This window comes from Treponema parvum (genome assembly GCF_017893945.1).
GTDB classification, from domain to species: Bacteria; Spirochaetota; Spirochaetia; order Treponematales; family Treponemataceae; genus Treponema_D; species Treponema_D parvum_A.
Genome location: NZ_CP054257.1, coordinates 1,884,924 through 1,906,310, shown reverse-complemented (window position 1 = coordinate 1,906,310; position 21,387 = coordinate 1,884,924). Strand labels below are relative to the sequence as shown.

Annotated in this window: 15 protein-coding genes; 6 read left to right on the top strand and 9 right to left on the bottom strand. The window is 45.1% G+C overall.

What is annotated here, in order from left to right:
• Window positions 1-26: 26 nt before the first annotated feature.
• Complete coding sequence (locus HRI96_RS08420; protein WP_210116936.1) at window positions 27-1,058, bottom strand: BMP family ABC transporter substrate-binding protein; 1,032 nt, start codon at window positions 1,056-1,058, stop codon at window positions 27-29.
• A 205-nt stretch (window positions 1,059-1,263) separates the two neighbouring features.
• Here HRI96_RS08420 and nagB point away from each other — a divergent pair, with 205 nt between their 5' ends.
• On the top strand, window positions 1,264-2,058 hold the full coding sequence (gene nagB, locus HRI96_RS08415) for a glucosamine-6-phosphate deaminase (protein WP_210116935.1): 795 nt from the start codon (window positions 1,264-1,266) through the stop codon (window positions 2,056-2,058).
• Window positions 2,059-2,143: 85 nt separating this feature from the next.
• Here the strand turns inward: nagB and HRI96_RS08410 are convergent, their stop codons facing one another.
• From HRI96_RS08410 to polA, 4 genes are all read right to left on the bottom strand, one after another.
• Window positions 2,144-3,649: a hypothetical protein gene (locus tag HRI96_RS08410; RefSeq protein ID WP_210116934.1), complete on the bottom strand. Its 1,506-nt coding sequence runs from the start codon at window positions 3,647-3,649 to the stop codon at window positions 2,144-2,146.
• 170 nt (window positions 3,650-3,819) lie between these two features.
• Window positions 3,820-4,692, bottom strand: a complete 873-nt coding sequence (locus tag HRI96_RS08405; protein ID WP_210116933.1) for an SPOR domain-containing protein — start codon at window positions 4,690-4,692, stop codon at window positions 3,820-3,822.
• Between the two features lie 189 nt (window positions 4,693-4,881).
• The gene (gene coaE / locus HRI96_RS08400; RefSeq protein WP_210116932.1) at window positions 4,882-5,604 is read right to left on the bottom strand and encodes a dephospho-CoA kinase; all 723 of its coding nucleotides are present in this window, start codon (window positions 5,602-5,604) and stop codon (window positions 4,882-4,884) included.
• On the bottom strand, window positions 5,601-8,477 hold the full coding sequence (polA, locus tag HRI96_RS08395; RefSeq protein WP_210116931.1) for a DNA polymerase I: 2,877 nt from the start codon (window positions 8,475-8,477) through the stop codon (window positions 5,601-5,603). The genes coaE and polA overlap by 4 nt, the downstream gene beginning before the upstream one ends.
• Before the next feature lie 320 nt (window positions 8,478-8,797).
• Here polA and HRI96_RS08390 point away from each other — a divergent pair, with 320 nt between their 5' ends.
• Window positions 8,798-9,595: an HAD-IIA family hydrolase gene (locus tag HRI96_RS08390; protein WP_210116930.1), complete on the top strand. Its 798-nt coding sequence runs from the start codon at window positions 8,798-8,800 to the stop codon at window positions 9,593-9,595.
• Between the two features lie 109 nt (window positions 9,596-9,704).
• On the opposite strand, the gene flgN is transcribed toward HRI96_RS08390, so the two are convergent.
• Window positions 9,705-10,184 (bottom strand): flagellar export chaperone FlgN, encoded by a 480-nt coding sequence (gene flgN / locus HRI96_RS08385; RefSeq protein WP_210116929.1) that lies wholly within the window; start codon window positions 10,182-10,184, stop codon window positions 9,705-9,707.
• 3 nt (window positions 10,185-10,187) lie between these two features.
• Complete coding sequence (gene fliS, locus HRI96_RS08380) at window positions 10,188-10,628, bottom strand: flagellar export chaperone FliS (RefSeq protein ID WP_210116928.1); 441 nt, start codon at window positions 10,626-10,628, stop codon at window positions 10,188-10,190.
• Between the two features lie 274 nt (window positions 10,629-10,902).
• On the opposite strand from fliS, the gene ftsH reads away from it, so the two are divergent.
• The 4 genes from ftsH to HRI96_RS08360 all read left to right on the top strand — a co-directional run bounded on the left by ftsH (window position 10,903) and on the right by HRI96_RS08360 (window position 17,728).
• The gene (gene ftsH, locus HRI96_RS08375) at window positions 10,903-13,065 is read left to right on the top strand and encodes an ATP-dependent zinc metalloprotease FtsH (RefSeq protein WP_210118669.1); all 2,163 of its coding nucleotides are present in this window, start codon (window positions 10,903-10,905) and stop codon (window positions 13,063-13,065) included.
• Window positions 13,066-13,365: 300 nt separating this feature from the next.
• Window positions 13,366-15,036, top strand: coding sequence for a 2-isopropylmalate synthase (gene leuA, locus HRI96_RS08370; protein ID WP_210116927.1), 1,671 nt, complete (start codon window positions 13,366-13,368; stop codon window positions 15,034-15,036).
• A 449-nt stretch (window positions 15,037-15,485) separates the two neighbouring features.
• Window positions 15,486-16,049 (top strand): alkyl hydroperoxide reductase subunit C, encoded by a 564-nt coding sequence (gene ahpC / locus HRI96_RS08365; RefSeq protein WP_210116926.1) that lies wholly within the window; start codon window positions 15,486-15,488, stop codon window positions 16,047-16,049.
• On the top strand, window positions 16,049-17,728 hold the full coding sequence (locus HRI96_RS08360) for an FAD-dependent oxidoreductase (RefSeq protein ID WP_210116925.1): 1,680 nt from the start codon (window positions 16,049-16,051) through the stop codon (window positions 17,726-17,728). The genes ahpC and HRI96_RS08360 overlap by 1 nt, the downstream gene beginning before the upstream one ends.
• A 159-nt stretch (window positions 17,729-17,887) precedes the next feature.
• On the opposite strand, the gene HRI96_RS08355 is transcribed toward HRI96_RS08360, so the two are convergent.
• Together HRI96_RS08355 and HRI96_RS08350 are read right to left on the bottom strand one after the other, a co-directional pair.
• The gene (locus HRI96_RS08355; RefSeq protein ID WP_210116924.1) at window positions 17,888-20,023 is read right to left on the bottom strand and encodes a methyl-accepting chemotaxis protein; all 2,136 of its coding nucleotides are present in this window, start codon (window positions 20,021-20,023) and stop codon (window positions 17,888-17,890) included.
• An 8-nt stretch (window positions 20,024-20,031) separates the two neighbouring features.
• Window positions 20,032-21,351, bottom strand: a complete 1,320-nt coding sequence (locus HRI96_RS08350; protein ID WP_210116923.1) for an extracellular solute-binding protein — start codon at window positions 21,349-21,351, stop codon at window positions 20,032-20,034.
• Between the last annotated feature and the right edge of the window lie 36 nt (window positions 21,352-21,387).

Genomic DNA, 21,387 nt, shown 5'->3' with positions numbered 1-21,387 from the left:
ATGCGTTAATTAAACGGCGGAATATATTACTGTAATTTTAACGAACCGTCGTTCAATGATTGAATCACTTTAGCCATTTTATTTCTTATTTCTTCCGGCACGGCGCTTATGTAAAGCGGATCGTCCTGTATGAATTCGATATATCCCTGTTCAATTCCTACAGTTTTTGCCGTTCCCCATTGTGTCTTCCCTTCAAGGAATTCACTCGTCATTTCTTTTGCCATGCGTTGCTGCTTCATCGAAGTGCTTGAAATTACCCTTCCCGGAGCTTTGTTAAAGCCGTTGCTGTCGAACCACGTGATGTAAAATCCCTTTTCGTTTGCGGCCGATATTACGCCCTGTGAAGCGCCTCCGCAGATCGGAAGAATAACGTCGCATCCTGAATTGTACATGGCCGCCGCCAATTCCGCGCCTTTGGACGCGTCGTACCAGTTTCCCACAATTCTAAAATCCACAGAAATGTCTTTATTTGCGCTTTCAGCTCCTTCTTTAAAGCCGGGAAGGATGACGTCGTTCATCACCGGATATTCCTGTGCGGCCAAAAGGCCGATCTTATTGGTCTTGGACATGAGGCCCGCCATGTAACCTGTGATATAAGACTGCTCTCTTTGATTATAACGTACCGTCGCCACGCTTGGATTTCCCTGCTCGTATGCGTCAAGCAATATGAATTTTTGATTGGGAAACTGACGGGTGAGAGGGCGGACGATATCGGGTAAAGAAGGGTTTGATGAAATTATCACGTCGAAATTGCCTGCGGCCGCGAGCGAAGTGATTTTGCTGCTCCATTCGGCCTGATTTGTTCCTGCCTCCAAAATTGTCACTAAGACGGCGGAAGTCCCTTTTTTACCGTTGTATTCATCCGCCGCTTCTTTTACTCCGTCGGCGAGCATTTGGTAGATCGGACTGTCCGATAAGATGCCCGGTGCGAAGACGGCAACGGATATCTGTTTGTCTTTTTTTCCGCTGCATGCGGTAAATAAGGCCGATAAAATCAGTAGAATCGATAAAAGGGTTTTCCGGCCGGCTGTTTTGCAAAAAAATATTTTTCTTTTCATACGGTAAATATAGTTTTATATCAAACAAATGTCAAATCATTTTAAGCCCGAGCAACGGCGAGTTTTGAAAACCCGATATTCGACCTACTGCCAATAATTCGACCTACTTGATTCGCGGGTTTATCAAGCAGTATTATTATCCTGCCGATCCGGACACGCGTTTGACTTTTCTGCCGTTTGCCCCGATCCTTTAAGGAGAAATTCTATGCGTTTAATCATCAAAAAAAATTATGACGAATGCTCTTCTTGGGCGGCCGACCATATCGCCCATGTCATAAAAACCTTTAGTCCATCCGAAAGTAAGCCCTTCGTTATAGGTCTTCCTACGGGAAGCACGCCGATCGGTACGTATGAAAACCTGATAAAAAAATGCAAGGCGGGAGAGATTTCGTTTAAAGACGTAGTTTCCTTCAACATGGACGAATACGAGGGCCTGCCCCCCGATAACGATCAAAGCTACCGGTATTTTATGGATCACACTTTTTTCAATCACGTCGATATAAAAAAGCCGAATACTCATGTGCTTAACGGATGCGCTTCCGATCTTTCCAAAGAATGTGGCGATTATGAAAAGGCGATTGAAAAAGCCGGAGGAATAAGGCTTTTTATGGGCGGCGTGGGAAACGACGGGCACATAGCTTTTAACGAACCCGGTACGTCTCTTTCTTCTCGCACGCACGTGCAGCTTTTGACTGAAGATACGCGAATTGTGAATTCCCGCTTTTTCGGCGGCGATGTTTCAAGGGTTCCGGAGCGCGCTCTTACCGTAGGAATCGGCACTATATGCGATGCGGACGAACTTTTGTTTTTGGTAACGGGACGGGCTAAAGCCTATGCGCTCGCGCATGCGGTAGAGGATTCCGTTTCTCAGATGTGGCCTATAACGGTATTGCAGCTCCATAAAAATGCAATAATTGTCTGCGACGAAGACGCCGTTGGGGAGCTTAAAGTGAACACTGTAAAATATTTTAAAGAGATGGAACGCGATTCAAAGTTTTAGTCCCGGCGCTGTTTTGAAAACTTGACGCCTGTGTCGGCACGGCATTTTTGTCGACCCGCATTGCGCTGCTCGCCGGCACAGGTTCTTACAATATTTGCCGCCTAAGCATAATTCCCAGTTTCCCTTTAAAACGAATTTTTCCGTCGTCCTTTCTCATCGCAAGATTTATTTCCGTGTCCGCTTTTTTTTCCTTGGTTTGATCCGTGACGACGGTTCCCGCCGATATTGAAGAAATAAACTTTTTAGGAAAGCTGGCGTAAAAAAAATATTTTTGAACGTCTTTCGACCCCGAATCGTTTTGTGTCCGTGAAAAGCCTATTTTTGCTGAGGCCTTCCACTTTGAAAAAGCACGGGAGCCTTTAAGATCTATCGCGTAAACTGTTTTGCTTTCTTTTGAATTTTTAAAATTTTCGTGCGGGATTTCCCATGGAATCATGTTTTGGAGTCCGTCGACTCTTGTATTGAATTCCAGTGCAGACTTTCTCGACGTTATTTCTAACGCCGCGCTTGTGCCTAAATTTACATTTTGTTCTATGGGCATAAGATTTTGCCGCTCGATTTCCGCTGCAGCCGCAATTCCCGCGCACAGTTGCAGGTTGCCGGGTGAAAAATTGTGCCGTATCTGAGGATTTATTCTTATTTGCGCTACGGTCTTTTTAAGTTTGCCGTCCGCTGCGTAAAATCCTTCTTTTTCATCCGAAAAAATATAATTGTCGGCTGCAAACAAGTCCGTCTTTAGCAAAAACGGGCCGAAAATCATTCTGTTTTCATTTCTAAACCAAGATCTGAAATTCCCGAAAGGGTTTCTGTGGATCCCTGCGGAAAATTGGTTTTTCAGAGCGGGAAGTGAAATCAGAATTTCAAAAACTGCGCCGTCGTACCATCCGGAAGAAAACATTCTGGAATCGACGAACCAGGAATCCGCTTGTTTGCCTTCGATATAAAATCTTCCGCCTGAAAGGCTTGTTTTAATAAGCGGTCTATTGCCGTATTTAAAAGTGTAAGCGCCGGAAAATAAGAACCGCGAATCGTCAAAGCAAACGCATTCGAATGTAAAATTTCCCGGAAAGAAACGTACTGCGCTCGACTTTGAAGATCCTGTTCCATCGTTTGAATTTGAAAGCGACGATGAAGGAAGTGCTATTCCGAGCCCCGTTTGCCGGCCTGTCTCAGGCTTTACTGCGCTCGCCGCTAAATAGAGCGAAGGATTTTTTAACAAGGCGGCGCTTTTTGAAAATTTTAAATCGCCGTAAAAGAATTCGACGGGAGCTTCTTCCCCTAAAAATTCTCCTATATCGACGGAAAATCCGCTTCGGACATCTTCGGCAAACGATCCTTTGAAAGGAACGCGGGAATACGCTTTTACGTCGATTCCGCGAAACGCTGCGTGAGTGCCCGACACCGCCTTCGTCTTTTCGCTTTCGATTTGTCCGCCTGAAAGTTCCTGTGCGGAAAATAAAAATGAAGCGCCGGAATAAATGTCTGCGTATCGGAAAAAAGACGAAACTTCTTTTGAGAATGAAAGGTTTAAAAATATGAATGAAAAAGATAATAGAGCTAAGGCATGTTTTGAGTGCTTCCCAAATACCATGCCTTAGTAATTGATTTGATTTATGATTTTGTGCAATGCGCGGCGCATTCAGTGCCTGTAGTTCCCGGCGTTGTTAAAACCGGCCGATTTTTGAAACTGATATTTTGCGTGCCGCTATGAAAGCCGCCGTCCGCCGTCATTCGGCGGATCGGAAGTTTAGACCGTTCGGTCTACTTTGCCGCGGAACTGTCGGTTATGTATGCCTTTGAATCTTTGAACTGTTCGATTTGAACGATCTTGTTTTTCCAGTATTCGGCTTCGCTTTTTGTAGTATAAGGCCCTATGCGGACACGGTATACCACTTGTTTTTTTGAATCCGTGTATGTAAATATTTCCGCCGGAATTTTATTTTCCGAAAGGATTTCTCTGGCATTGTCCGCCGATTTTTTTGCGCTGAACGCGGCCGCCTGTACCCAATACTTCGGAGCAGGTGACGTCGCTTTTGCCGCCGGCTTGGTTACGGGCTTGGCCTTTCCCGCCGCAGTTGAAGAAGCGCTTCCGGTCTTTGCCGTAGCGGGTTTTACAGAGGTTTTTGTGCCTGCCGCCGGTTTTTGTGTTTTCACATTGTCTGCATTGTCCGCGGCCTTTGAAACCGTTTTATTTGGATCGGCGACGGGTTCAGCCGTCGTTTCAGGCGCTGTTTGCATCGTGTATCCGCTTTTTTCATCCATGTTTTTTAGCGTATTCAGATCGATTGTCGTAGTTCTGTCGGGTGCGTTTACGCCGTAAACGTTCGTTGTTCCGGATATTACCGTCAATTCTCCTATCTGCTGAAGCCGATCCTGCCCTTGGAGCTGCCCGTTAGGCGCTTCGGGATAAGTATTGCGGGGCGCGAATTCCGTTGAAGGAGAATCCGTCGGCGTTTGTCCCTGCGTCTGCGGCTGAATGCCGGGTGCAGGCGCGCTCTGTACGGGAACATGAAGAGATGCGACTGCCGGCGCGGGATAATTGCTCGGCGAATAAAGTATTATTGCCGCTCCTATCACTACAAGTAAAAAAACTCCTGTTGCGGCGATTATCCATAATATTTTTTTTTGTTCCATAACGAAAGTCCTTGACGTATTCGGCGTGTTAAAAAGTAAAACCGTCTACCTCTTGTATACTTTCAATATCGGTATTTAAAAAAACAGCTTTAGCAAAAATGTTATGAGGCTCTGCAAGTTGAGTTTACGGTTTTTATTGGGCGAAATTTTTAGGATTTTATAAAGTCCGCGCTTGTTTTATGTATTTATTTATAAATTACCGAAATGCTCGATAAATGTTTTTTTGAATGCTTTTTTTATCCGTTTTTCAAGCGAAAGTACCGAACCTGAATTTCTTATTGTTATGACGGGAATTCTTGAGTTTTTATAATTTTTAAAAAGATCTTTTTGAGAATAAAAGCGGGCTAATATTTGGTTATATGGCATTGTGTCGCGTTTTTTTACGCGTAAAAAGCGTATTAAAACATTTGCTTTTATAAATACCGTATGCGTACATTCTGCCATAAGTTCGGGTATTTTAAATAAAACGGTAGCGTTAAACACGATATTTTTTTGCGGATTTTTTTTTATAAAATCTTTTGCAGAGTGCGTTACGGCCGGATACACTATGGCCTCTTGCCGCGTTAAAAATTTTTTATCTTTAAATATAAGAGAACCTAAGGCTCTCCGGTTTAAAGAACCGTCGCCGTTTTTAAGGTTTATGCCGTAATTTTTCGCGTCGTTTGAAAATTCTTCGAATATCCGTTCGGAACGCTCTTCTATCGCCTTGTGCACCAGCGTGTCAAAATCTACGCATTCAAAGCCGTATTTTTCAAAAATCTTTGAAGCTGCGTTTTTCCCTGCCGCCATAGGCCCTGTAAGGCACAGGATCATGCGGTCTGCCGCCGGTTGGGGCATTGAAGCCGGCGTAGAAGTTTTTAACGGCGGGTCTTTGTTTTTATCGGGAGCTTTTTCAGGCGTTTTTAATTTCAATGGAATTCTCCCCAATTTTTTCCGTATTCCACCGAAACCTTAAGCGGAACCGAAAGTTTTACGGCGTTTTCCATTTTGTCTTTTACAAGGCTGACAGTCTCTTCGATCGTGCGTCTTTCATCGGGGCATTCGAGTATCAGTTCGTCGTGAACCTGTAAAAGCAGGTTGGCTCCGTTATCCTTTTGTTCCAATGCCGCGTCCACATCGATCATGGCCTGCTTTACAATGTCCGCGGCGCTTCCCTGTATGGGCGTGTTTACAGCCATGCGTTCCGCACCGGACTTTTCCATCTTATTGCGGCTGTTTATCGCGGGGATCGCTCTTTTTCTCCCGAATATGGTTTCTACGTATCCGTTTTTTTCGGCGCTTTCGATCACGCGGGTTTTAAAATCCTGTATGGCTGAAAATGTGGAAAAATAGTTGTCTATGAATCCCTGTGCCTGAGTGCGCGGTATTTTAAGCTCGTTTGAAAGCCTGAAAGCACTCATCCCGTATATGACGCCGAAATTTATGGTTTTGGCCAAACGTCTTTGTTCGGGGCTTACGTCTTCAGGAGTGACGTTAAAAATCAGCGCCGCCGTAAATCTGTGTATATCGGTTCCTTCCATAAATGCCTTGCGCATGTTTTTATCGCCTGAAAGATGGGCGAGAACTACCAGCTCTATCTGCGAATAGTCCGCCGATATCAGCACGGTTTTGTCAACGGCCGTAAATGCGGTCCTTATTTTGCGTCCGGCTTCGTCCCGTACAGGAATATTTTGCAGATTGGGGTCGCGGCTCGAAAGCCGTCCCGTGGCCGTTCCCGTCTGTATAAAACTTGTGTGGACGCGGGAATTTGCGTCGGCCAGCTTCGGCAGCGCTTCAACGTAAGTGGATTGCAGTTTCGTAAGCGTTCTGTAGTCAAGAATTTTCTGGGGAACAGGATGCCATGCGGCAAGTTCTTCAAGAACGGCCGTATCCGTAGAAAATCCCGTTTTAGTCTTTTTTCCGGGTTTTAATCCCAGTTCCGTAAAAAGCACTTCCTGAAGCTGTTTGGTGGAAGCGATATTGAATTCGTGTCCTACCGTTTTGTAAATATCCTGCTCGGCGCTGTGAATTTGTTTTATAAGCTCTTCATTATAAACGTTAAGCGCGTTTTTATCCAAATGTATGCCTTTCAGTTCCATCTTTGCAAGAATCGGAATAAGGCGCATTTCCGTTTGCCAAAAAAGTTTTGTAAGATTGTTCTTTTCAAGGCGGCCTTCGAAATACTGCCATAGCTGAAAGGTAAAATCTGCGTCTTCCGCTCCGTACGGAACGGCTTTTTCAAGCGGAACGTCCGCAAAGGTCTGTCCTTTCGCGACAATGTCGTCGTATTCGATTCCTTTGAGTCCCAGTTTTGTTTCTGCAAGGAATTCGAGCGAATAGGAATTCCGCCCGTTGCGGTCCGGCTCTAAAAGCCATGCGGCGATCATCGTATCGGCTATTCTGCATGAAATTTTAGTTTTAAGAATTTCATAATCGAATTTTCCGTTATGCATGACAAGCGTAATATTTTCATCGTTAAAAAGCCTTTCGAGCTGCGAAAACGCATCGTTTTTTGAAATAAATTCCCGATCAAAAAGCGCTTCCTGTGCGGCAAGAGGAGCGTAAATCGCTCTGCCTTTTTCCGCGCAAAGACTGAATCCTAACATGTGCGCAGAATGTGTTTCAAGACTGTCGGTTTCACAGTCGAAGGCTACGACGTTTTTTTTCATATCAAAAACGGAGTCGATAAATTCGGAAAGTTCTTTTATGTTTGTGACTGCCCTGTAATCTCCTTTGTTTTGTACGGGAATCATCGCAGGAGAAACGTCGTCCGTCTCTTGTTGCGCCTGCGTTTTATAAGCTTTGCCCGCATTTCCCGCCTGCCCATCTTCTGTCGGATCTTTTCCAGCCTGCGCCGCATTTTTTATCGTGCCGTATGCCGCATCCCGAACGGCGCTTCCCGTCGGATTTTCTGCGGCATTATTTACATCACTGTTCGCCTCGTACTGCTCTGCCACAGACGGAAGCCCGTATCTTAGAAGGAGCTTAGCGGCTGAGGCAAAATCAAGATTTACGGGTTTTATCGAGTCTTTTTCGGAAAGAGGAACGTCATAGCACAGGCGGATGAGCTTTTGCGAAAAAAAAGCGTTTTCTTTTCCCGAGCGGATTTTTTCGCCCATGGAACCTTTGATCTCATCGGCGTGTTCGTATATTCCTTCCAAAGATCCGTATTGTTCCAAGAGCATTCCCGCCCTTTTAACGCCTATCCCTTTTACGCCGGGAATATTGTCCGCCGTGTCCCCGTACAATGAAAGCAAGTCCAACAGCTGCTCGGGCATAACTCCCCATTCCGCTTTTACTCCTTCTTTTCCGACGACCTTCCATGCGCCGTTTGCGTCCGGTTTTAGAATTTGTGCGGTATCGTTTACAAGCTGCATTAAATCCTTATCGCCCGACAATATGCGGCATTTTCGCCCCTTTTCGGCACATTTTTTTGCGATCGTCGCTATCAGGTCGTCCGCTTCAAAACCGTCGCAGCGCAACAGCGGTATGCCCAACGCCGTAAGAATTTCTTCTATGACCGGGATTTGCGAATGCAGATCTTCCGGCGTTTTTGCGCGTGTTATCTTGTAGTCCTTGTACATTTGATGGCGGAACGTAGGCGTGCGCGAGTCCATTGCCGCGATAATGTATTTGGGATTGTAATGTGAAAGGATAATGTTCAGATTTCTAAAAAAACCGAAAACGGCGGAAACGTTTTTTCCTTCAGCGTTTGTCAGAGGGTGATTGATAAAGGCAAAATAGCAACGGTAGATCAGTCCGTAAGAATCGAGAATATAAACGGTTTTATCTTCAAAGTCATTCATAGGGAAAGTGTATGGCAAGTTTTAAAAGTTTTCAATGCGTGCTAAAACACGTACGAAAATGTATGCGAAAATGCGCGGCGGAACGCTGTCGGAAATACTGCCGTTTTTTTATAATGTCAAACAGATTTTATACTTTAACATTTTACGATGCGGTTGCCCCCGTTGCAAACATGGGTTAAACTATAAGCGGTTTCTAAAAACCGATTTGCGATCCGCTTCAAAAGGCATGATAAGCCGTTTCGCCGCGAAACATAAAACAAGCCGTGCGGACTCGCGGTTTTTAGAAATTTCATATAATAAAAATATATAGGAGAACCTTTATGGACGGCCGCAAAGAGCTTTTAAAAAAATGCAGATATTTTATTCTTGACATGGACGGAACTTTTTATTTAGGAAATGAAATTATTGACGGTTCTCTTGAATTTATTGAAAAATTAAAAGCGACAGGGCGGGAATTTCTGTTTTTCACAAATAATTCGTCGAAATCGCCTGAAGTTTACATTAAAAAATTGGCGGGAATGAACTGCCACATTACTCGCGATCAGATAATGACTTCAGGAGACGTTACTATCCGCTATTTAAAAACATATTTTCCGCAAAAAACTATTTACCTCGTAGGAACGGAACCCTTAGTGCAAAGTTTTAAAGAAGCAGGACTCCGTTTAATTTCGGATATGCCGGATATAGTAGTCATCGGTTTTGACACGACTCTGACTTATGAAAAGCTTGAAAGAGCCTGTACTTATATAAGAAACGGCGCCGATTTTTTTGCGACTCACTGTGATATAAATTGTCCTACGGAGCACGGATTTATTCCCGACGTCGGCGCTTTTAATGCGGCAATTACGCTTTCTACGGGCGGAAAACAGCCTCGATATTTCGGCAAACCCTGCGAAGAAACCATAGAAATGATCCTTGCTCACACGCACGGGCGCCGTCACGATCTTGCCTTTGTAGGCGACAGGCTGTATACGGATGTGGCTACGGGAGTGAAAAACGGAGTGCCGGGGCTGCTTGTTCTTACGGGAGAAGCCACTATGGAAGACGTCGCCAAGTCGGACGTCAAGCCCGACGCGATATTCAAAGACCTTAAAGAGATAGCTTCGCTTCTCGACTGAAAGTCTTATCCGTGCGGAAACTTTAACACCCAAGCGCCGCTTGGAGTGCGCTGACATGGTTTGATTTTGCCTGCCGTCGCTATTACAGGCGGGCGAAAGGGCTATGGATTTACGCTTGGATTTCTACAAGGCTTGCGACCGGCGCTTTTTGGGCGTATATGCTCTGTGTGCGGGCATAAGGATTTTTAAACGATTCAAGCTGCCTTCGTATCTGGCTTAAATGAGTGCGAAGAAGATCCCGGTTCTTTTTATTCTGCTCCAGAACCTTTTCTTGCAGATCTGCGAGATCGTTTTTAAGGCCGGAAAGAACCCGGTCGTCTTCATTTTCGGCAATACCGTTGAATTGACGGTACAGGCCGTTCATTGGGTCTATTACCTTTTGCAGTGTGACTATATTTTGAACTACCTGCTGTTCAAGCACTGTATGGGTAAAAAGGCTTTCCGGATCTTCCTCTGCGATTGAATTTTGTTGGTTTTCAAGTATCTTAAGATATTCCCGGAATTTATTGCGCTGCTGTTCGAGCAGTGTCTTAAAGCGCTTAAGGATTGCGATCCGCTCGTTTAATTCCCGATCCGTCAGTTCCGTCATATTTTATCCTTCGATATTAAGCGCTGCAGGTATGACGGCTGCCGGTGCGTTTGCCGTGCTGTTTGCAGCTGTGCGCCAGGATTCAAGCAATTCTTTCATCATATTTGCAACGAATTCTATCTTTTTCTTATCATGGCTTATATTTGCGTCAAGAAGCTCATTGTTGAAATATACATAAAGCGACATGAGACTTTGCGCTATCTGTCCACCCTTTGACATATCGAGGGAAACCTGCAGTTCGGTGATTATTTCACGCGTCTTACTTATGTTTGCGCTGAATTTTTCGATCTTGGAAGCGTTTATTTTCCCGCCGGAATTGAAATGCCCTAAAGCTTGTGAAAGCTGCCTAACAGCTTCCTCGTATAACAGAACCACCAATTTTCCTTGGCTTGCTGTCTTAACACTTGTTTCGCGGTATGCGCTGTAAGCCTGCGGATAGCCCATTTTTCCTCCCGATATAAAACTGCACCGGAAAAAATCGATTTTCAGCCGAATGCAATCAAAGAATCGCCTGAAAGCTGAAGTTCCCGGCCGGTTCTTTTAATAAAATGCGGCGTAAAGATGCGAGCCGCGGAAAATTTCCGGTTTTCGGAGCGCCGCAAAATATTTTTATATTTCACTTCCCATTATCGGCCGGCAAAAAAAAAACTTAATTAAAAGATGATTTTTTGTCGACTATTTATTCAAAATTGCGTATATTCTTATTATGAAAATATTTATGAGCGAACAAAACGACCCTGAAAAAAATCATAATGAAGATCCTTTTAATTTCTTTAAATTATCTACGGATCCCAAAGATGACGATAAGAATAAAAAAGATAAAAGGCGGCCGCGAGTTCCGTTCGGGCTTTTGCTTCTTGTAGTATTCGGCATAGTCGCAATTCTGCACATGATGATGAATACGAAGCCTGAAAATCTTATCGACTTTTCCGAGTTCCGTCAGCTTATTGAAGACGGAAAAATCGTTTCCGTAGAAATAGGCGAAACGTATTTTACAGGTTACGGACCCGCCAGTTCCTATTCCGACACTTCTTCCGCCCGCGACAGCTTATGGAATTTGTCCCGTGCGACGGCTTTTTCCAACCGCGCTCAGTATAGAACGGCAGGCGTGCTCATGTCCAGCTTTATCGAATTGCTCGACAGAAAGGGCGTAGAATACCGCTTCGCAACCAAACAGAACAACTATTTCATGCAGCTTTTGATGAATTTAATCTTACCCTTCGGTCTTATATTTCTCATGTACTTTTTCGTTTTCCGCAAGATGGGCGGAGGAATGGGCGGCGGCATGGGAAGCATTTTCAGCGCGGGGCAGTCGCGCGCAAGAGCCGTTGAAGAAGGCAAGGTAAAGACGCGCTTTTCGGACGTTGCCGGCGTAGACGAGGCAAAAGAAGAGCTTGTCGAAGTTGTTGACTTTTTAAAGGAACCTAAAAAATATACCGACATAGGCGGAAAAATTCCCAAGGGAGTTCTTTTAGTAGGCCCTCCCGGTACGGGAAAAACCTTGCTCGCCCGCGCCGTAGCAGGAGAAGCGGGAGTACCGTTTTTCAGGATAAGCGGTTCGGACTTTGTTGAAATGTTTGTTGGAGTCGGCGCAAGCCGCGTGCGCGATTTGTTCAAGCAGGCGCGCGAAAAGGCTCCGTGCATTATATTTATAGACGAATTGGACGCTATCGGAAAGAGCCGCATGAATAATCTAGGCGGTAACGACGAGCGCGAACAGACTTTAAACCAGCTCCTTGTCGAAATGGACGGCTTTGACAATGAAAAAGGCCTTATAATCCTTGCGGCCACAAACCGTCCCGACGTCCTTGATCCTGCACTTCTTCGTCCCGGGCGGTTTGATCGGCAGGTCGTCGTCGACCGTCCCGACGTAAAGGGGCGCGAAGCCATACTTCGCATACATGCAAAAAACGTAAAGCTTGAAGACGCCGTGGATTTCAGCGCGCTTGCGCACGCTACCGCCGGATTTGCGGGCGCGGATTTGGCTAATATCGTAAATGAAGCGGCCTTGCTCGCCGTGCGCGCCGGCCGCAAACGAGTTTCGATGGCCGATTTTGACGAAGCTATAGAAAAGACAATGGTCGGTCTGCAAAAAAAATCCCGCGTAGTAAAAGAAAAAGAGCGCCGCGTGGTTGCCTATCATGAAACAGGCCACGCATTAGTTGCAGCTTTTACGCCGGGAAGCGATCCCGTTCATAAGATAACGATAATTCCGCGCGGCATAGGCGCATTGGGATACACGCTTCAGCTTCCCGAAGACGACGAATTCCTTAAGAGCGAACAGCGGCTTTTGGGCGAAGTTGACGTATTGCTCGGCGGACGCGCTGCGGAACAGCTCATATTTAATGAAATCACTACCGGCGCGGCTAACGACATACAGCGTGCGACGGATATAGTGCGCAATATGATAACTTCGTACGGAATGAGTAAGCGCTTTAAAAACGTTGCGCTCGGCAAATCAGGCAAAGGCTACGGCGGAGTTGAACCGGCTCTTGTACGCGAATATGCGGAAACTACCCAGCAGTACATCGACGAAGAGATCGCCCGAGTGATCGAAGAACGTTACAAGCACGTCTTGGAATTGCTTAAAAAGCAAGGGGAATTGCTTAAATATGTGGCGGAACTCTTGCTTGAAAAAGAAACCGTGGAAGGCAAAGAATTTAACGAACTTGTAAAGGCTTCAAAACACTGCGACGATATTACGGCGTCGTCTAAAGCGTCAAAAACAAAGGCTCCTCAAAAAGGCGATTCAGGCGGCGGTCAGGTTCCTGACGGTGAAATTCCTGAAAGGGAAGAGAAGGGCGCGTCTTTGAAGGAAGCAGGGCTTAATTCCGTCGAACCTAAAAAATCCGTCAAGCGCCGGACAAAAAAAGGCGGATAACTGAAAGGGCGCGGGAAATTCGCACGTCTGCGAGCGCCGCATTGTGTGCCTCCTGCGCTTTTTTCATGCAGTTTCGGTTTGCCCGCTTGACTATTATTAAAAAACATTGCATTATCACATTATGAAACAAAAATACACAGCACTATTGCTAGCAGGTTTTCTCTCAAAATGCCGCAGATGATGGTGCCGTGTAAAATATGACCTATGGATTTTACAGACCTGTCGCTTATGCGGCGGGTCTTTTTTTTATGCATTACCGGTAAAATCGTGTTTTTACGGCAATGCAAGAGGAGTTAAAATATGAAACCTGAAAAGTACAAGCCGTTTCCTGCCATTGACATTAAAAACCGCAGCTGGCCGGACAAGTCTATAACAAAGGCGCCCGTCTGGTGTTCCGTCGATCTTCGCGACGGAAATCAGGCGCTCGTAAATCCTATGGGAATCGAACAAAAACTTGCTTTTTTCGATCTTTTGGTAAAGCTCGGATTTAAGGAAATAGAAGTAGGGTTCCCCAGCGCGTCCGATACTGAATACAATTTTTTGCGCAGGCTTATTGAAGAAAAGCGCATTCCGGACGATGTTACCGTTCAGGTATTGTGCCAGGCGCGCGAACATCTGATCAAAAAAACTTTTGAATGCCTGCAGGGACTTCCCCGCGTTATTTTCCACATTTACAATTCCACTTCTCCCGCCCAAAGAAAATACACGTTTAACATGACAAAGGAAGAAATCGTTAAGGTGGCTCTCGACGGAATTGCGTGTGTAAAAAAACTGCTCCCTCTTGCAGGCGATTGCGACGTTCGCCTTGAATATTCGCCTGAAAGCTTTTCCAATACTGAAATAGACTTTGCCGTTGAAATCTGCGAAGCCGTAAAAAACGCATGGGGCGCAACTCCCGATAAGAAAATAATCTTAAATCTTCCCACTACCGTGGAATGCGCAATGCCGAACATATTTGCCGATCAGATTGAATATTTTTGTACGCACATTACGGATCGCGACAGTGTAATTATAAGCCTGCATCCTCACAACGATCGCGGGGAAGGAGTAGCCACCTGTGAAATGGGGCTTCTCGCCGGCGCAGACAGAGTTGAAGGCACCATATTCGGAAACGGCGAGCGCACCGGGAATCTTGATATTGTGATAGTGGGTCTTAACATGTATTCCCAGGGAGTCGACCCGGAACTTGATCTGTCGGATATTCCTTCGCTTGCCGCGAAATACGAAGAATTGACCGGCATGCCCATACATCCCAGAACTCCCTATGCCGGGGAATTGGTCTTTACGGCCTTCAGCGGTTCTCATCAGGATGCAATAAGGAAGGGAATGGCGGCGCGCGCAACAATGCCTGAAAACGCCGTGTGGGACGTTCCTTATCTTCCCATAGATCCTCACGACATAGGAAGGCAGTATGAGGGAATCATAAGGATAAACAGTCAGAGCGGAAAAGGAGGAGCGGCCTTCATACTTGAAAACAACTACGGTCTTTCCGTTCCCAAACCCATGCATCCCGTACTCGGCGAAATTATTAAAGAAGCTGCGGACAAGGCTCAGAGGGAACTTAAGATAGCCGAAGTCTACGATTGTTTTTCCAAACAGTGGCTGAATAAAACCGAACCTCTTTCAATCACCGATTTAGCCGAAACGCATATAGATTCTCCGGCCGGCAAAAACGCCGACAAAACCGTTGCGTGCCGCGGTGTGATTTTATGGAAAGAAAAAGAATACACCATAGGCGGAAAAGGAAACGGCCCTCTCGACGCCTTTGTTGCGGCTTTAAAAGATACTCCCGTTCCCCGCTTTAATATAACTTCTTTTTACGAGCACAGTGTAGGAAGCGGAAGCGACACAAGCGCTTTTTCTTATGTTCAGATCACGTTTGAAGACGGACGGCAGACGTGGGGCGTAGGCAAGAGCAGCAACGTAGGACGTGCGGGTATTGAAGCCGTAGTAAGCGCTCTGAACCAGTGACAGGCCGCAGCGGCATGCACAGCGAGCGCAGCATTCATGCTGAAATGAAAAACCCCGCCGATAAAACTTATCGGCGAGGCAAAAGGAGAGGAGGATGCAGTGCTGTATCTGCAAAAAATCAGCGGTTGTTTTTGCTGTTCAATTATAAAACATTGCCGCTTCTCTACGGTTACAGGGTAGGCCTGCAAAAAATATTTTTTTGCATTTTTAGCAAGTCTTTGCGATTTTAAGGTCGGTTTTACCGATTGTCTTTAATATGAAATCGTTTTCGGCTGTTAATTCCGGTATGAAAATATCCTGCAGCGGTTAAATTTAGTATAAAATTGTAATAATTATTATATTATACTATTTACAAATAATTGGCCATGTGCTATACTGAAGTTGCTTACGGATAATATAATAGCCGATATATACGGAACGGATAAGTTTATCGTAATCAGGAGGTTTTTATGTCACTTATCAATAAGGAAGTTGCAGATTTTAAAGTTCAAGCTTTTCAAAACAATTCTTTTAAAACAGTATCGAAAGCCGATATCAAAGGCAAATGGAGCGTGTTTTTCTTTTATCCGGCGGATTTTACTTTTGTGTGTCCGACGGAGCTTGAAGATTTGGAAAACACTTATGCCAAATTCAAAAACGCCGGTTGTGAAATTTATTCGGTATCGTGCGACACGCACTTTGTGCATAAGGCATGGCACGATCATTCGGAAAAAATCGCAAAGCTTACTTATCCCATGCTTGCCGATCCTACGCACGCCTTGTCCAAGGATTTTGAAGTTTTAATTGAAGATGCGGGAATTTCCGAAAGGGGAACCTTCATAGTCAATCCGGAATGCAAGATAGTCGCATATGAAGTCAATTCGGGAAATGTCGGCCGCAACGCCGAGGAACTTCTGCGTAAGCTCTTAGCCTGTCAGTTTGTAGCCGAGCACGGCGATCAAGTGTGCCCTGCCAAATGGCAGCCCGGAAAAGAAACTTTAAAACCCAGCATTGATCTTGTAGGTGCGCTTTGATGAGCGGCGATCTCAAGCAGTTTTACGATGCCGTCGTCATTGGAGGCGGGCCTGCAGGTCTTACGGCTGGAATATATCTTGCACGGGCGTGCTTCCGCGTATTGATCGTCGAAAAAGAAAAATTCGGCGGACAGATAACGCTTACTGCTGAAGTTGTAAATTATCCGGGAATAAAGAGCGTAAGCGGAGAAGAACTTACAGGGGCAATGCAAAAACAGGCCGAAAATTTCGGAGCGGAATTTATGCTTGCGGAAGTTACCGGTATAGAAGACGGCGGCGATTGTTATTCGGTCAGCACGAATAAAGGAAAACTCAAATGTTTCGGCGTGCTGATTGCAACCGGAGCTCACCCGAGAAAAATAGGATTCAAGGGTGAAGATGAATTTCGCGGTCACGGGGTTGCATACTGCGCTACCTGTGACGGTGAATTTTTTACGGGAAAAGATGTTTTTGTAGTGGGCGGCGGATTTGCCGCAGCTGAAGAAAGCATCTTTCTTACTAAATACGCCGCGCACGTAACCATTCTCATCCGCGGAAACGATTTTAAATGCGCCAAATCGGTTGCGGATGAAGTGCGTGAGAACAAAAAAATCACAGTTCTTACAAATTCCGAAATAGAAGAAGTTTCGGGCGATACGGTATTGCGTAAGATCGTTTACCGCAACAATAAGACGAACGAACTGACGGAAAAAAAATACGAAAATGACACGTTCGGCGTATTCGTATTCGCCGGTTATGAACCCAGCACGGCCTTTGTTTCGAAAGTCGTTGAACTGAACGATCGCGGCTACATAGTGACCGATGCAAAGCAGAAAACTTCCAAAGACGGAATATATGCGGCCGGAGACGTTTGTATTAAAGATCTGCGGCAGGTAGTTACAGCAACCGGCGACGGCGCGCTTGCCGCCACCGAATTGGAAAAATACTGCACGGAAATGCAGAAAAAAACAGGTATCGTTCCGGATCGGCCTAAACGAAAGACCGCCGAATCTGAGGCTGCGCACGGAAGACCGGCTGCCGAATCGGCCGGTAAAACTGGTGCAAGCGGATCGTCCGAATCCTCCGGAAATCAAAAGTTATTCACCGACGAAATGATCGCTCAGCTTAGCATGGTCTTTGAGAGGATGGAAAATCCGCTTGTTCTAAAGATGTATCTGGACGATCGAGATGTTTCGCGGGAATTAAAGCAGTACATGAGCGAACTTGCATCTCTTACCGATAAACTTACGGTGCAGACGGCTTCGGATAACGAAGAAATCAAATTGCCTTGCGTAAAAGTTTTAAAGACCGACGGAACAAAAACGGGTATGGCGTTTCACGGTGTGCCCGGCGGACACGAGTTCAATTCGTTTATCTTAGGTCTTTACAATATGTCGGGGAAGGGGCAGAGTTTGGACGATTCCGTAAAAAAACGCATCAAAGCGATCGATAAGGACGTTCATATGGATATTTTTGTGAGCCTTACCTGCACAATGTGTCCGGATCTGGTCACTGCTGCGCAGAAAATTGCCTCTCAAAACACAAGGATAACTACGGACGTTTACGATCTCGCTCATTTTCCTGAAATAAAGGATAAGTATAACATCATGGGCGTGCCGTGCTATGTGATAAACGGCAAAGAAGCTCTGTTCGGCAAAAAGACGATAGAAGAGCTGCTTGATCTTATCGAAAAAGAATAAGAAAAGAAGGAGCCGCCGCCGAAAAATCGCCGGCTTTTGGTGATCTTCGGCCGCTGTCAGTGAATTTTACGGACAGCGGCACGACAAAAAGCCGCCTGAAGACGGCTGCCTGTCGTCTTTTTCCCGACGTTTTGACCCATTAATTTTTTTTCACAGGCCTTAATTTTCTTCAACCGAAGTTTTAAACTTACCCACCTCGACCACAAGGTTATCGATGCTGTCTTTATTCTTTGTCGCAATTTCAAGAGATTCCTGCGTTACGGAATTTATCAAGTCCAGCTGTTCTTGAATGGAATCCATCGTTTCCCTTAGAATTTTTGTAAGGCCGTCAAGGTGTGTAGTCTCTTGGCTGATCTGTTCGCTGTTTGAAAGCATCTCATCGGAATCGTGTTTTACTTCATCGGTTATGCTGTTGACGTCTTTTATCATCTTCCATATGTTTTTGCCGTTCTCTTCCTGTGTTTCCATAGCTTTAACGACAATTTCTATAGAATTATTGACTTCTTCGGAATATCCTGAAATAAAATTGAATTTTTCAACCGCATTTGCCGCCGAGCCGGCGAGCATTTCTATTTCGCCCGTAAGTTTTTTCAGAGTTTCGGTTATGGTTTTGCCTTGAGAACTTGAAACTTCCGCGAGCTTTCTGATTTCGGAGGCGACGACGGCAAATCCCTTTCCCGCTTCTCCGGCGTGAGCGGCTTCGATCGCGGCGTTCATTGACAAAAGGTTTGTCTGGTTTGCGATATTCTCAATTACGGCGCTCGCTTCGATCAATCCTCCGGACGCTTCGGAAATTCTTTGGGAAATATCGTTTGCCCTGATAAGGGTTTCTCTTCCGTTATTTGTAGCCTCGGACAGGTTTTGTATGGCAACCTGCGTCTGTTTTACATTGGATCCTACGCTTGTTATACTCTGCGCCATGTTGTCAAAAGAACTTGCGGATTCCATTACGATCGAAAGCTGCTGGCTTACGCTTGCGTCCAGCTGTCTTACGATTTTGATTATCTGTTCGATTGCAGACGCAGTTTCCGTAATACTTTTTTCCTGAGCGTTGAAGTGACCGCGGAGATCTTCTATGCTGTTTGTTATTGTCTTTACGAATTCAGTTACTGACATCATGTTGCTTTCAAGATCGGAACCGACGGCTTTCATTCCGCTGGAGTTTTCTCCTACCTTTTTGATCGAATCTCGCAGTTTAAAAATAGTTTGGTTAAAATACGAAGACAAAAGACTCGTTTCGTCGCTTCCCGTTACGGGCAAGCTTATAGTGAGATCTCCTTCTCCTTGTGAAATGTTGCGGAGCGCTCCAATTGCAAGGTTGAGCGGTTTTGCAATGTTTCTTGCAACTACATAGCCTATAATAAAGGCAATTAAAAGCAGTATTACGGTAACAAATATGAACGTTTTAACAAGAGTCGTTATGTTTTCCGCCACAAACTCCGAAACGGGCGCCGTTACCAATAGCGTCCAGTTTGAATAGCGCATGGGAGACGTCGCGGATACGTACCTTATATTGCCGATCTTTGAAATACTGACTCCGGACTTTTTTGAGCTTAATGACTTTTTCAAAAATGATTGAAATTCTATGCTTGCGTTTTCATATACGTCCGTAAATATGTTTTTATATAATATTTCAGGCTGCCGGTTTCCCAGAATCGTACCTTCAGGACTTATAAGATAAGCGGTTCCCGTTTCTCCGACTATTATGTCGCTTATGAGATTTGAAAGAGAATCTCCCAAGAGGGTTGCGCTTATGACGCCGGTAATTTTTCCCTGCAGATCCCGCATCGGAATAGCAACCGTGGAGACGTAAGATCTCTCTGTGGCGGACAATGCGGGCTCTGTGATCACATACTTTCCTTTTATCGCTTGGGAAAACCATGCCGTCGACGCGGCGTTTTCGGTTTTACCGTTAGTGTGGAATATAAGTCCGTTTTTGCCGCCTATGCCGAAAGTCAACCATCCCCGTTGGCGTTGCATCTGAATTTCGTTTTTAAATAATTCAATCTTCTTTCTGTAGGAAATCGTTTCGTCCTGAATGTCGGGTATATTTGCAAAAGCTTCCAGCTTTCCGAAAATAGCCTTTGAACGTTCGTCCAAAATTTTTGATGAACTGAAAGTCAATTCATTTAAAAAATATTTAGTGTTGTTCATCAGCGAAAACGATGCAAGCGAAATGGATACCACGCATGTTATTGCCAATATTGAAATTGAAAAGATCGCAAAAGCCGCTATTATTTTATTTTTAATGGAAAAAATCTTACTTTGCGTTACGTCTTGAGAAATTTGTTTCATAAAATATCCTATTTTTTAAGAGAATTATCCGCATTTCTTACAAAAACATTCAAAACATTTTGAATGTTCTGACCTGCTGCGGCGTCTTTAAGAGCCGTGTTCCAAAATTTTCGCATTTCCGGAAAACCGGTGACGGTATTATAGTACTGACCGAAAAATTTTTTCAGAACGGAATTGTACAATATTTCATCATCGTCGGTCTTTATTTCTATTTTGGACGAAGCGGGGAAACTTCCCGTCGCTGAAACCAGTTTTTCAGCCCAAACTTCGTCGGTGGCTGCAAATTTTAAGAAACTTTTTGCCGCTTTTACCTTATTCGGATCTTTGTTTTTAAAAACACAGGCTCCTCCCGCCAGAAATTCGAGAGACGGAGCGCCCGAATCGTTCGGGAAAGGCATATAGATCGGAGTAAAATCTTTTCCTTTATATTTGCGTTTACCGTCGTACATCTTGTTCAGTTGCGGCGAATAAAGGATCGTATGGGCGGCATTCGCTTCCACAAACATCGCTATGGCGTCGTTTGAAGTAAGGTCTTTACCGTCGAGTAAAAGTCCTTTTTTCATTGCATTTACGGTCCATGTAAGATTTTTTACCGCCTGCGGAGTATTAAAGGTATACCGTGAATAGTCGGCATTTAAAAGAGTTACGTCTCCGTATAAGTTTACCAAAAACGCCCTTGTTCCCTGATCTCCGCCCTGTGTTTTATAGAAGAAAACTCCCGGTGTTTTGCCTTTAGGCAATTTTTTCTTCAGAGCGGTTAAGAGTTTTTCGTATTCGGCGACGGTCCATTGTCTGTCCCTTCGTTTATACGGTAAAAGGTCTATGAGGCCTAAGTCTTCAAGCATTTCTTTATTGAATGCCATAGCGAAGGGGCCTTCGTGCATCGGGTACATGTAGGTGCGTCTGTCTTTACCGGCGGATACGGCAAGCAAACCTGTCGTGATATACGGTTTTTCGGTTGCAAGAACGTCGTCGAGCGGTTCCAGAAGGCCGTTGTTTGCCCATTCGATTATACGCCCCGGCGCATCGTATACTATGTCCGGAGCCTTTCCTGCGGCGATGGCTTCTTCAATTTTAGCCGCTCCGTCTGCAAAGCTTAGCAGAGTGAAGTTTATTTTAACGGACGGATTTTGCGCCTCAAAAGCCGCTACAAGGCTTTTTTCAAAGTCCCCCGCTGTTCCCGTTTCCGAAGAGAAGTTGGGAAACGTCCAAAAATCGATTTGAACCGAAGCGGAACCGGACTTTTTATTTATGCAGCCCGCCAATACCGGCAATAACAAAACGAACAATACTTTTGTAAGTAAAAGTCTTGGAAAACCTTTTTTCATAGGAACCTCTGTAAAATCAGTATTTAACGACTTTAT

Coding starts and splice junctions, on each gene's coding strand:
- HRI96_RS08420 (WP_210116936.1), bottom strand. CDS start 1,058: ATGAAAAGAAAAATATTTTTTTGCAAAACAGCCGGCCGGAAAACCCTT.
- nagB (WP_210116935.1), top strand. CDS start 1,264: ATGCGTTTAATCATCAAAAAAAATTATGACGAATGCTCTTCTTGGGCG.
- HRI96_RS08410 (WP_210116934.1), bottom strand. CDS start 3,649: ATGGTATTTGGGAAGCACTCAAAACATGCCTTAGCTCTATTATCTTTT.
- HRI96_RS08405 (WP_210116933.1), bottom strand. CDS start 4,692: ATGGAACAAAAAAAAATATTATGGATAATCGCCGCAACAGGAGTTTTT.
- polA (WP_210116931.1), bottom strand. CDS start 8,477: ATGAATGACTTTGAAGATAAAACCGTTTATATTCTCGATTCTTACGGA.
- HRI96_RS08390 (WP_210116930.1), top strand. CDS start 8,798: ATGGACGGCCGCAAAGAGCTTTTAAAAAAATGCAGATATTTTATTCTT.
- flgN (WP_210116929.1), bottom strand. CDS start 10,184: ATGACGGAACTGACGGATCGGGAATTAAACGAGCGGATCGCAATCCTT.
- fliS (WP_210116928.1), bottom strand. CDS start 10,628: ATGGGCTATCCGCAGGCTTACAGCGCATACCGCGAAACAAGTGTTAAG.
- ftsH (WP_210118669.1), top strand. CDS start 10,903: ATGAGCGAACAAAACGACCCTGAAAAAAATCATAATGAAGATCCTTTT.
- leuA (WP_210116927.1), top strand. CDS start 13,366: ATGAAACCTGAAAAGTACAAGCCGTTTCCTGCCATTGACATTAAAAAC.
- ahpC (WP_210116926.1), top strand. CDS start 15,486: ATGTCACTTATCAATAAGGAAGTTGCAGATTTTAAAGTTCAAGCTTTT.
- HRI96_RS08360 (WP_210116925.1), top strand. CDS start 16,049: ATGAGCGGCGATCTCAAGCAGTTTTACGATGCCGTCGTCATTGGAGGC.
- HRI96_RS08355 (WP_210116924.1), bottom strand. CDS start 20,023: ATGAAACAAATTTCTCAAGACGTAACGCAAAGTAAGATTTTTTCCATT.
- HRI96_RS08350 (WP_210116923.1), bottom strand. CDS start 21,351: ATGAAAAAAGGTTTTCCAAGACTTTTACTTACAAAAGTATTGTTCGTT.